Annotated in this window: 6 protein-coding genes and 1 pseudogene; 2 read left to right on the plus strand and 5 right to left on the minus strand. The window is 45.3% G+C overall.

The window, feature by feature from the left end:
• Positions 1-151, minus strand: a pseudogene (locus AWB54_RS15805) (IS5/IS1182 family transposase); the annotation flags it as partial.
• Positions 152-392: 241 nt separating this feature from the next.
• Between AWB54_RS15805 and AWB54_RS14475 the strand changes: the two are divergent.
• Together AWB54_RS14475 and AWB54_RS14485 are read left to right on the plus strand one after the other, a co-directional pair.
• Positions 393-3,929 (plus strand): glycoside hydrolase family 130 protein, encoded by a 3,537-nt coding sequence (locus AWB54_RS14475; RefSeq protein ID WP_061215312.1) that lies wholly within the window; start codon positions 393-395, stop codon positions 3,927-3,929.
• 768 nt (positions 3,930-4,697) lie between these two features.
• Positions 4,698-7,331, plus strand: a complete 2,634-nt coding sequence (locus AWB54_RS14485; RefSeq protein ID WP_061215314.1) for a PAS domain-containing sensor histidine kinase — start codon at positions 4,698-4,700, stop codon at positions 7,329-7,331.
• Positions 7,332-7,357: 26 nt separating this feature from the next.
• Here the strand turns inward: AWB54_RS14485 and AWB54_RS14490 are convergent, their stop codons facing one another.
• From AWB54_RS14490 to AWB54_RS14505, 4 genes are all read right to left on the minus strand, one after another.
• Entirely contained in the window at positions 7,358-8,377 is a 1,020-nt protein-coding gene (locus AWB54_RS14490; RefSeq protein ID WP_061215315.1) for a hypothetical protein, read from the minus strand.
• Positions 8,364-9,536: a glycosyltransferase family 4 protein gene (locus AWB54_RS14495; RefSeq protein ID WP_061215316.1), complete on the minus strand. Its 1,173-nt coding sequence runs from the start codon at positions 9,534-9,536 to the stop codon at positions 8,364-8,366. The genes AWB54_RS14490 and AWB54_RS14495 overlap by 14 nt, the downstream gene beginning before the upstream one ends.
• A 60-nt stretch (positions 9,537-9,596) precedes the next feature.
• Complete coding sequence (locus AWB54_RS14500) at positions 9,597-11,015, minus strand: phosphomannomutase/phosphoglucomutase (RefSeq protein ID WP_268873657.1); 1,419 nt, start codon at positions 11,013-11,015, stop codon at positions 9,597-9,599.
• 120 nt (positions 11,016-11,135) lie between these two features.
• Complete coding sequence (locus AWB54_RS14505) at positions 11,136-12,182, minus strand: mannose-1-phosphate guanylyltransferase (protein WP_061215318.1); 1,047 nt, start codon at positions 12,180-12,182, stop codon at positions 11,136-11,138.
• Between the last annotated feature and the right edge of the window lie 412 nt (positions 12,183-12,594).

Below are 12,594 nucleotides of genomic sequence, written 5' to 3' on the forward strand. Positions count from 1 at the left end.
CAAAGTTTTTGCAATATCTATCTGCCAATAGTTCATTGACAAAGCTGAGATCTATGGCGGAATCTATCCGTTTGAGTATGTGATTATCCGGAATCATTTGGTATAATACGTTGTAGAAGCTGCCTTGCTTAACGGTGGTTTCAACTAACATGAAAAGCATTCCCCCTCTAGTGTTGTTTGGTTGTGCTAACTTAATTATACTATAGGCGGGTATGCTTTTTATGTTTTTATCGGACTTTTTCAGTGGTTTCGGACCGTCCCCTTGACACCCGGCTGGCAATTAATCAGCGGCAAATAAATATTAAGATGCCAAAATGAACATATTATTATAGTAAACGGGTAACAAAAGGATTTTAGTTTTTTGCCACATGATAATGAGGAGGGGCCAGGAATTGAGCAATTTAAATACCGAAAGCCTCTTTGATGAAGTTTTAAGGGAAATAGCGCCTGAACTTGAGCAGTATTCTAATTATGACCTGCTTATAGGCATCCCTTTCCACAATGAAGTGGAGGCATTACCTTTAATACTGCAATCGGTAGACCAGGTATTGCAGTCCTGGATAGGCCGCAGGCAATTGATAGTCTGTGTAGGCGACAGCTCGGGTCAGGCGGTTATCGATTCCATAAAAAAACTGGAATTGAAGCACCCGCATATTGAATTTCTTTTACCCCGGGAAATAAGCGGCCGGGGCATGAGCATCAGAGCCATCATAGAAATAAGTGCGCGCCTGGATGCGGACCTGTTGGTTTTCAGTGCCAATATGGCTACCGAGAGGGGTCCGGGAATCGATGGAGCCTGGTTGGAAAGCCTTTTGACCCCCATACAGGGGCACTATGACCTGGTCCTGGGGAGCCTGCGCCGTCACCTGGGTATAGACAGTATCGCTCATATGCTGGCAGCTCCGGTTTTGGAAGCCTTTTATGGCAGCCGGGTGGGCGATCCCCTGGGAGGAACCTATGCCATATCCCACGATTTCTGTGAGGAACTGGCGCATGAAGCCCGTTTTTGGGGCGAAAATATCCGGGGCTATGGGGTGGATTTTTGGCTCTTGACCCGCGCTCTTTGCTGGGGCAAGGGTATTTGCGAAGTAAATATGGGAGGAGTTATAAAACCACACAGTCTGGAAACCAGAAATAGGATTTTTCATGATAACCTGGGTACCATATTTGAAGCACTTAGACGGGATAGTGCCATCTGGCTGCAGGATCGCCTGGTAATCAAGGTAGCTGATATTTTAGCTCGTAGTGAAGTAAAGCAGCCTGATTTTGAGAGCTATTCATTTCCCGATCTCTGGCAGAGTTTTCAGGAGGGTTGCCACAAATACCGCAGCCTTTTGCATAGCTGTGATCATGAAAAGGAGATCGAAAAGCAATTACAACTGCCCCCGGAAAAATTCCACCTTTCGGATGAACTATGGGTTTCTGCCCTATTTTCCTTACTCCTGGCCTATACTTTCGATGAGCAAGCAGATCGCCAGGAGATTCTGGCGGCCCTGACCACATTGTATAACGGGAGAGTGGCCAGCTATGTCCTGGAAATGCACAGCTTCAGCGAGCAGCTGGGCTTTCTCACTACTCGCGAAAAGGATGCCATATTAGTAGGTAAGATGGACAATATACGTCAATGCCTGTCTAACCGCTTCTGGCTGCTAAAACCGGAATTAAGCCGGCAATGGCTGCACCGGCGGGAACAGGTCAAACCAGCCATAATTCCGCTGGGATATATGGAATATGTTCCGGGTAAACCCCTGGTAGTTCCTAAAAAAATCCTGGGAAAGGACCAGTGCTTGATTAACACGGATTGTATATTCCGGGAATTAAGAAAACGCTACGAGAATTCCTTTAATGCTTTCCTGGAGCAGGGATTAGCGGTGGATGTAAATGCTCCTCCCCCAACCATCGTGGCCGCCATTAAGGATTTTATGGAGCAGTTGGAACAGAGCCTGGAGGAGCTTTTCCCCGGTGACCTGTACAACGAGCAAGGCTTGGAAAAATTTGTTGAGGCTCTTTTTGCGGTTTTCCCGCAGCATTCTATGTTTACGGTGGGAGAAGACCTCTTACGAGAAATGCTGGTGCGTTTCCCTCCGGTTAATGTAATGATTCCTTTGGCCTGCTACAAACCGGCCGACTTGCTCAAGAAGATGGAAGCGCGGGATGCTCTTACTTATGCCAACCTGGTGGAAGGCCGTATGTATTCTGACCGAACCCTCTTATGGCTGTTGGATAATTTAAAACCGGAAAGTTTTCACTGGGTGGGTATAAAGCCGATCATTTTGAAAGAAGAACTGCACCCGGGGGAGTTGGCCCAGATACGCTTGTCCTATTTAAACCGGGTCACCGGTCGAGTTACCATCAAGTATCTGGAAGAGGGAAAAGGAGGCAAATATCCTCGTTTAAGGTATTTTACCAGTATTATTCGGCGATTGGCAGTAGCCGAGAATTTTTCCCAGCTTTTTCAAGTAATTGTACGAGAACGGAAAAACCTGGGTCTCAAGGTGGGCTACTCTTTACTAAAGCTGCAAAAGGGCGATGAGTTATCGGCCTTGAATATTTTTGAAAATCAACATCACCGCAAATTGGTAGAAAAGCTGAGATACCTGGCCAAAAAGTTATCGGAACAGGGAAATGAAGAAAAATCCCGCATCTTTACCTTGATGGCTGATAGCTATGGGCTCAGTCAAGTTCTGGAGGACGAAACTTTCCTCACCTGCACAGCCTGGAGTTGGGCCAGTTATAGCTTCAAGGGCGGGATAAAGATTCCCACCCCTATGACTACCAGCGTAGAAAATCGCTGGTTCAATCACGATTTCCTGGAATTGCTTTACCAGGAACTGGGTTACGACCCGAAAGAAATAACCTCGATCATCTTTCGCCTCATCCAGGCGAACAAGGGCGGCCAGAACCTCCTGGATACCCTCTTGCCCGCTCGACCCCGTGATGTAGCGGTGGTGGTACAGGAAATCACCAATGAGCCCAGTAAATACTTGAAACGATATGAAGGCAATCCCATTCTGGAACCGATCGAGGAACATGATTGGGAGTCAAAATATGTGTTGAATCCGGGAGCTTTGCGGATCAAGGATAAGGTCTATTTGTTTTACCGGGCTGTGGGTAGTGACGGCATCTCGCATATCGGCCTGGCCATTTCGGATGGTTATAAGGTCTTGGAGCGATTGCCTCACCCCATTTTTTCCCCGTCCATCGCAGAGGAGAAGAGAGGCTGCGAAGATCCTCGCTTAATTATTATAGAAGATAGAATAATCATGCTCTACACGGCTTATGATGGAAATATTGCGCAAATAGCGGCCGCTTCTATAAAGGTGAGGGATTTTCTGGCTGGCAAATATGAAAATTGGAAAAGGGATGGCCTGGCTTTCAAGAATATCTGGGATAAAGATGCTATACTATTCCCGGAAAAAATCAACGACAAGTATGTTATTTATCACCGCATCGAACCCAGCATATGGGCTACTTATATGAAAGAAATAAGTTTTCCTCTAAAAGAAAACCATGCTATTATCATCGGTCCCCGCCCGGGACGAATGTGGGATTCGCTAAAAATCGGAGCCGGGGCGCAGCCTTTGAAGACCAAATATGGTTGGCTTCTGATTTACCACGGGGTGGACTATAATTATGTTTACCGCCTGGGGGTAATTCTGGTTGATCTAAATGATCCGGCCAAGGTAATTTACCGTTCACCCAATCCCGTTTTGGAACCGGAAGAAGATTATGAAATCGGGTTCTCGGGAGCCTGGGTGCCCAATGTGGTTTTCAGCTGTGGCGCAGTAGCCGCTGCTGATAAGGAAGTACTGGAAGACAATGATGAAATACTGGTCTATTATGGGGCGGCTGATACCAGCATAGGAATGGCCCGGGCTACCCTGGCCGATCTGGTCCCGGAGGTCTTCCGAGTCGAGGTTCATACTTAGAGTTTTTGCAGTGGAGTCAAACATGCTTAAAGCTGGTTCGATGAATTCCAGCTTTTTTTCTTGCTTAATATAACATCTCCTAATTTACTTTTCTGTATGTGCTCGGTATTTAAGTATTTCTCCCTCCACCTGTTTCATAATTGACACAAGATTCCACTGCAAAAAGTAATAATTATGCATTAGCTTGCATAAATATTCCGCTCCAGCGTCCTTAATAGCGACCGCAGGGAGCATCAGTTGTGCCCGACAGGGCGCTACGCATGGGCAACACCAACGGCTTGTCTCGCGGCTCAAGGGGTACCGCGCCAATCTCCCGTCCATGGGAGGTGGCGCTCTCGCGACATCCTGTCGCTCGCCCCCTTTCGCCTGCTCGTCTTCGCCGGTGCAACCTTAATAGTAACATCCGAAGGATGGAACATCAGGAGTACCCGAAGGGTGAAGCATCCATGCTTCGCCAACGCTCGCTTTGCATATTTATGCAACCCCATGCAACAAAAAGGGTTTTTTGCAGTAGAGTCACACAATGCTAATTGCCGGGTAGGGGAGTAATGTAAAAAAAGAGAGATTAAGCAGGAAAAAGAAAACAGAAGAAGAATATGGTAAGGTACTAATTCAGTTTGATTTAAGCAGCGGAAGAAACTGTGGAGCAGTTTCAACACAGCGTTGCAACGAGGTGGGGGATTAGAACCCGCTGCCTGTTTTGTTAATAGAAACCCGGCCGCTTTGCGGGGGACATATTTCACCTCGTTATAGCCCGTGGAGGAAATAATGGCGAGTAAAACGCAAAATCCAGAAAAGAGCTCGAAAAATACAAATAGTGAAATCTTTTTTTATACGGATGATGAGTCCCGGGAAACCCCAGGTGACAGCTTGTGCTTTATGCTGAGGGCTTTAAAGCATTCCAGCCAGGCCTTTTTAGCCGTTAACCAGAATGCTTTCTTTAAGGCGGTAAACCAGGCCCTCTGTAATACTTTGGGATATAGTAGGCAGGAACTAAGGCTGTTAAATGAGCGCGAAGATCTAAAAGCAATTATAACTGCAATCATTGCCGAATATGAGAGTTCCAAACCAGGAAAAAAGAAAAACAAGCTAAAGATTGCCGGCAAAAATGGTGAAGCTTTAGTGCTAAAATATGTGGTTAACCGCAGCAGTGATGGCCGGTATTACTATATATTTGTGGATGATATCAGCGAGCAGGAACAGGCCGGAATAAGATTAAGAGAGTCGGAGGAGCGCTATCGTTTGATTGCGGAAAATGCCTTCGACCTTATTACCCTGATTGACCCCAGGACACATTGCTATCGATATATAAGCCCTTCTCATCAGAGGATGCTGGGTTATTCGCCAGAAGAACTGATAGGGAAGAACTGCTTTGAACATATGCACCCGGATGACCGCGTTCGGGTTAGTAAAAAGATGGAAGCAGGATTAAGAGCAGGCCATGGCCGGGCGCAATACCGCTCAGCAAAAAAAGATGGATCCTATATCTGGCTGGAAGCGATAGGTAGAATAATTTGGAATCAGCATGGAGAAGAAGAGTTACTGCTGGTTACCCGTGACATCAGCGAAAGGAAAAAGGCGGAGGAGGCACTTAAAGCATCGGAAGAAAGATATCGCTATATAGTGGATTCTGCTGCTGATGGAATAACCGTAATTGATTGTAGCAGCTTCCGGGCTAAATACATAAATCCCGCCCTGGAAAAAATACTGGGTTATTCCAGCAAAGAGTATCGCCATGTAAACCTTTTTGAACGGATCCATCCGGAAGATCGAGATAGCATAGAAAGGTTAGTGAGGGAAGGAAAAAAAAGCGGATATAACAGCGCTGAGTTTCGCTTTCGTAAAAAAGACGGGAATTATATCTGGTTGGATACCAATGGCAAAATGCTATACCGGGACGGCCAGGCCGAATGGCTCTGTATATCCCGCGATATCAGCAACAGAAAGCAGGCCGAAGAAGAGTTAAGGTATTCTGAGGAAAGATTCCGAATGATTACGGACAGCTCCTTTTTAATGATAGATATAAGTTGCCCTCAAACTAAAAAATACCTTTATGTAAATTCCAGCAATCCTAAAATACTGGGTTTTACTGAGGAAGAAATGCTGGGTCGAAATATCTTCGATTGGATTCATCCAGAAGATTATGAGAAAGCCCTGCACACATTCCAGGATATTATAGAAAATGGTGAGGGAAGCTGTGAATGCCGGCATCAAAGGAAGGATGGTTCCTATATATGGATTGAATCCCAGGGAAAACTTATAAGAAACCCCGCCGGCAAGCTGGAAGTGTTGTTTTTCAGCCGGGATGTGAGTGAACTCAGAAAGGCCCGGGATAAATTGCAATGCCAGCTGGAGGAGCAGCAGGAGTTGATTAACAACCTGAACGAGCTTTTCTATATCTACGGACCCGATTTTCGCCTGCGTTTTGTCAACCGCAAGACGATAGAATGCCTGGGTTACAGCCGGGAAGAGATGTTGGGCAAATCAATTTTTGATTTTGTTCCTGCTGAAGACCTGGAATTGGTTAAAGCTCATGTACAGGAGAGCATAGTGATGGGGGAGGTAAAAACCTGCGAACACCAGGCTTTGTGCCAAGATGGCCGGATAATACTGCTGCGGGTAAAAGGTTCCTTAATTATAAAAGAAGGTAATCTTGAAGGGGTACAGATCCTGGCCGAAGATATCACGGAACAGCGCAGGATGGAGAAAGAGATGCTCAGGCTCGCCCAGTTGCAGACAGTGGGGGAAATGGCTGCCGGGATCGGCCACGAAGTAAGAAATCCCATGACAACAGTAAAGGGCTTCCTGCAGCTAATGTCCCAAAATACAGAATTAACCAGATACCAGGCATATTTTGATACTATGCTGGAAGAACTGGACCGGGCCAATTCCATCATTTCTGAGTTTTTGTCCCTGGCCAAGAATAAAATGGTAGACCTGCATAACCTGAATCTGAATGCTATTATAAGGCAGTTATACCCTTTGCTTCTGGCTGATGCCATGGTATCCGACAAGTATATCCTATTGGAATTAGGGAAAATCCCTAATTTATTGTTGGATGATAAAGAGATGCGCCAGCTTATTATTAACCTGGTTCGCAATGGACTGGAAGCCATGCAAGCTGGGCAGAGTTTGGAGATTAGTACCCGGCTGGAAGCAGAAGAAGTTATATTATCTATAAAAGATCAAGGTAAAGGAATTGATAAAAGTTATTGGGAAAAGCTGGGCACACCCTTTTTTACTACGAAGGACAGTGGTACGGGTCTGGGCCTGGCTATATGCTATAGCATTGCCCGGCGGCACAATGCCAGCATCAGGGTAGACAGCAGCAACCGGGGTACTACCTTCGAGGTCTGTTTTAAAGTAGAACTGCTGGAAGGAATATTGGAATTACAATTTTGATATTCCCTTATATACCCCCATTTCCCCTACGAAGACTGGTCAATATCAACTTTCTTCCCGATAAAATTCTCCATAAGTTTATCACTTAACAATAAAGATAAAACCGCTTCCGCTCCCTGGTTCAAATTAACTCCTTCCGGAGTAAGGGCGTCATAACAGCCGCCCGTTTCTGCATTATAGAGAGATAAGCCATGAATATTATGACCTCGGTACCATTTATGTGCCAGGATGGCCAGCTCTAAAAACTCAATTTCGCCTATGCTTTCATAGGCTTCTATACAGGCAAAAGCAGTGGAAGCAGCATCTACTGGTTGCTGGTCAAAAAGGGCTATTTTTTGATTGTGGAAATACCAGCCATCATTACCTATAATATTGAGATAACCCTGGCGAAAGAGAATACTATTTAAAAAATTAAGGGAGTCATAGCCTATCTTCAGGGCTTTCTTATCGGCATTTAGCTGGTACAGTGCGAACATGGCCTGGGGAAGAATACCATTGCAGTAAGTTAGGTAATCTTCAAACCATAGCCATTTTCGGGAATGTTGTACTTGATATATATTGATTAAGAACTCTCCCAGCTTTTTTATGGAATCCTGCTGCCTCGTTCCCAATCCGGACCATTGGCACTTGCACAAGCCAATTAAAGCATAGGCGATGGCCCGGGGTGATTGAAAAGAAAAGGCCCGGGACAGGTTTTTTAGGAGCATTTCCTGGCATTTCTGACTTATTTCCGGCCAGGGACTGGAACTCCCCAGGCTGCAGGCCAGCAGAGCCCGCCCCACACTGTCATCGGAATTAAAAAGGGAAGAATACTTACCATCCAGCATAAAATTGGACCAGCTTTCATCTTTTTGCTGAGATTGGTAGAGAAAAGAAGTATAGCAAGCAGCATATTCGCGGCCTCCCGGCATCTCCATGGCAAGTATCAAGGCCCGGGCATTATCATCCAGGGTAAAACCGCTGGCAGGATCCGCTGTATCCAGATGAGAAAACTGCAGAATGCCGTTTTCCCGGCTCATTTCTTGCATATGTCTAAAGTCGGGCATAACTTATCCTGGGCTCCTTTGTTAATGGAGTCTCACCTAATAATTGTTCGAACAGCTGGGTGTATTGTTGCCCAACACTGGGCCAACTCCAACTCTTACCGAGTTTTAGGGCATTATCTTGCAGGCTTTGTTTAAGAACTGGATTAGTGAGAATCTTTTTCATAAGCCCAGCCAACTCTTCGGGGTCTGCTTCGGCGGCTAAAAGACCTCTTCCGCCGCTCAGGAATTCACAAGCATAGGCATAAGAGGTCGATACTATTGCCCGGCCGCAGCCTATGGCGAAAGCCATGGTTCCGCTCACGGCCTGGTCCTTATTGGGATAGGGGCTAAGGTAAATATCACTCATATAGAGGTATTCGCCCAGCTCTTCATCACTTAAAAATTTATTGACAAAAACCACATTATGCTCCAACCCCAGGTTAACTACCATATCTTCCAGCATATGCCGGTATTTTTCACCTTCCTGCTTCTTTAACATGGGATGAGTCTGGCCCAGGATTAAATAAGTTGTTGGGGGATGTTCTTTTACGATTTGAGCCATAGCCTGAATGCCAAGCTCCAGGCCTTTCCCCGGTCCTATAAGTCCGAAGGTGCTTATTAAATCCCGCCCTTGCAGGCCGTATTTTTCTTTTAAGCTATCTTGCGTTTGTTCTTTGAATTCCGGTACCCCATGAGGTATTACCTGGATAAGCTCGGGTGGAGCTTCATAGAGGTCGGAGAGGAGATGCTCCGAGCGTCTGGTCATACAAACGATAGCTGAAGCCCGCGAACAAAGGTAATTTAAGACCTGCTTCTGGCGTTTGGAAGGCCGGGGTAGAACCGTATGGGTAATAAGGACAAAGGGTTTATGCAGGAGTCGCACCAACTCCATTATATATTGGCCCTCACTACCTCCGTAAATTCCGTATTCATGTTGTATTATTATCAACTCCAGCGGTGCTTTGTTTAAATAATTGGCTGCTCGTATATAGGACTGTTTATGGTTTTGCTTCAGGTTGAAAAGCACTTCGTCCGTATAATGGTATTGATAACTATTATCGGATACGGCCATTACCTTTACTTCGTTACCATTGATTAACAGGCTGTTGCGTAAATCCATGGAAAAAGTGGCGATACCACATTGTTTGGGGGGGTAGGTTCCCAGATTGAGTAGGATCATGCTCTACACTCCTTTATTAACAAAGATACTTATTTAAATCTTCCCGTAATAGACAATTGACTATACCTGATCTTGAAATTCGCTCTTGGGATAATTGTAAACGGGAGTAAAGGGAAACTCGGCCGGACCTGGCTCTTCTTCCATGCCCAGGGATTGCAGGCAGCCAAATAGCTCGGCTTTTATCTGCTCCAGGGCTTCAGGACTTCGGCCCTCACAACGAACAATTAATTCAGGACCGGTATTGGAAGCCCTGACCAGGCCCCAACCCTGGGGAAATAGTATGCGGGCTCCGTCAATTTCTATTATTGGGTATTTAAGCTTAAAATGCTCTCGCACTTTATCCACTATAAAGAATTTTTCTTCATCACCCACCGGAATTCTTATTTCAGGAGTAGAATAGTAGCGGGGTACATCAGAGAGCATTTCACTAATATTCTTCTCGCTGTGCGAAAGCAACTCCAAGAGACGAGCGCCGGCGTAGAGGGCATCATCAAATCCATAATAATTATCGGCAAAGAACATATGCCCGGACATTTCTCCCGTAAAAACCGCATTGATTTCTTTCATTTTGGATTTAATGAGTGAATGCCCGGTTTTATATATCAAAGGCTTACCTCCCAGGCGTTCAATTTCATCGATTAATGCTTGGGAACATTTTACTTCCACAATGCACTCACAACCGGGATAGCGGGGCAGTATATCACGCCAGAACAGGATCATCAACATGTCTCCCCAGATCATATTTCCTCTGGCATCTACTACTCCCAAGCGGTCTCCGTCTCCATCTATACCGATACCTAAATCTGCTCCGGTTTTCTTTACTTCTGCCACCAGGTCCACCATATTTTTGGGGTTTACCGGATCCGGGTGGTGATGGGGAAAACTAGGATCGGAGTCGCAATAGAGTTCGCTAACCTCACAACCCAGGCTGCGAAAAACCTGGGGAGCAAGAGTGGAAGCGGTTCCATTTCCGCAGTCGACCACCAGGTGAGCTATGTTGGGGCCCATTTTAATTTTACTTTTAATCATTTCTATATAATCGGGGATTATGTCTATTGTTTCCAGCTTACCCCGGGGTCCGGTAAAAAAGTCTCGCCTTTCAATTCGTTGTCTAATATTCTGAATCTCTTCGCCAAAAATAGTATGATCCCCTAAAAGAAGCTTGCAGCCGTTATATTCGCCGGGGTTATGACTGGCCGTTATCATTATGCCGGCTTTAATATCCAGATGCCGGGAGGCAAAATAAAAAACCGGGGTAACTACCATACCCAGATCAATAACATCACAACCGGAGTCCAGTATAGCTTCAAGTGCCAACTCCCGCAGCTGGGGAGAAGATAGGCGGTTATCCCTGCCTAAAAGGATTTTACTATGTCCCTTTATGATGGCATGAGTGGCAAAAGCTCGGGCAATATCCAACATAAGCGAGTCGCTCAACTCATCTGGGACTATTCCTCTGATATCGTATTGCCTAAAAATCTTTTTTATTACTATTCCCTCCTAAAAATGGTCGTCAGTCGTCGGGAGACGGAAGACAGAAGGCGGAAATCGGAGGACGGAATTCGCCCCCTTGTCAACTTGGCCTAATCGCTTTTTTCCCTATAAAAGGTCAAAACGCTTCTTCTCCTGCAAGAACTCAACAATTTCGCGTATATCCTGGGCCCTATTGCGGTCAGCCACCAGAACCAGATCTTCGCTTTCCACCAGTAATAGATTATCTACCCCGAAGAGTACTATAGTTTTTTCATTCTGTTTTATAATGCAGTTATTGCTATCAATGAGTAAAACATCATTACCGTTGCAAATATTGCTTTTTAGATCCGGAAGATAAATTTCCGCCAGGGCATTCCAATTTCCCAGATCACACCAGCCAAAATTGGCCGGAACCACAGCCATAGAATCTGATTTTTCTGCTATTCCATAATCCAGGCTGATTTCGGGGAGCAGAGGATAGGAATCAATGTACTTATCGAAGCCCAGGATAAGTTTTTCATATATTTCCGGGAGGTGGGTTTTAAATTCATCGCAGAGGGTTTTAGCCTGGCTAATGTAAATGCCGGCATTCCACATGTGACTTCCTGAAGCTAGATAAGAATTGGCGGTTTCCGGATCAGGTTTTTCGCAAAAAGAATTAACGGAAAAAACGCCGGGGATTTCGCCTATTTCCCACTTGGTTTTCTCTATGTAACCATAACCGGTTTCCGGACGGCTGGGGGAAATGCCTATGGTGGCCAGGTGACCATTTTGGGCGGCCATACAAGCTCGCTGGACGCTGGCGACAAATGCTTCAGTATCCGAAACATGATGATCGGCCGGGAAAAAGCCTAGTATCTCGTCTTCGCCTTCTCCAAAATAGCGGGTTAAAACCAGACCAACCGCGGGAGCAGTGTTTCTTCCTTCTGGTTCACTTAAGATTTCAATCTTTTCTTTATCACCACGCTGCTGTACCAATTCATTGATACCAGGCAGAAGGCTATCATTGGTAATAATGATTACCCGGCTGGAACCTGCTGTCATCAGTCGATCAATGGTATGATCCAGCATGGTTTTACCATCAACAAATTTACACAATTGTTTGGGTCGTGTTTGCCTGCTCTCCGGCCACAAGCGGAGGCCCTTCCCTCCGGCCAAAACTACTGCTATCATAGGAAACCTCCATTTACTCCTGACATTAATTCTATGCTTAAGCTTTCCCCAAATATTACCCTGATTCAACATGCATACTCTAATATTTTTAAGATGGACCGCTCCATTAACTCTTAACTAGTATGGCTTTTTGTTGAGGATTTTATAACGAGGTGAAATATAATGCTTAAAACAAAAAGGAAAATTGGATGAATTGGCCTGGGATAATCAGGCAAATGTATAAAATAATCATTATCGGTGATGTTGCTTAATTTAAAGACCACTCCCGGGGAAAAATAGATTAAGAACTCAACTTTCTGACTAAAAAATCCGGCTGAAAAGCCCAATAAATCAATATAATAATCATTAAAAAAACCCATATTGACGCCAAAAGTGCATCCCCGTTTGGTAAAATGTTAATAACCACAAAAAC

The sequence above is a fragment of the Syntrophomonas wolfei subsp. methylbutyratica genome, assembly GCF_001570625.1.
In the GTDB taxonomy this organism is placed as follows: Bacteria; Bacillota; Syntrophomonadia; order Syntrophomonadales; family Syntrophomonadaceae; genus Syntrophomonas; species Syntrophomonas methylbutyratica.

Coding starts and splice junctions, on each gene's coding strand:
- AWB54_RS14485 (WP_061215314.1), top strand. CDS start 4,698: ATGGCGAGTAAAACGCAAAATCCAGAAAAGAGCTCGAAAAATACAAAT.
- AWB54_RS14490 (WP_061215315.1), bottom strand. CDS start 8,377: ATGCCCGACTTTAGACATATGCAAGAAATGAGCCGGGAAAACGGCATT.
- AWB54_RS14495 (WP_061215316.1), bottom strand. CDS start 9,536: ATGATCCTACTCAATCTGGGAACCTACCCCCCCAAACAATGTGGTATC.
- AWB54_RS14505 (WP_061215318.1), bottom strand. CDS start 12,182: ATGATAGCAGTAGTTTTGGCCGGAGGGAAGGGCCTCCGCTTGTGGCCG.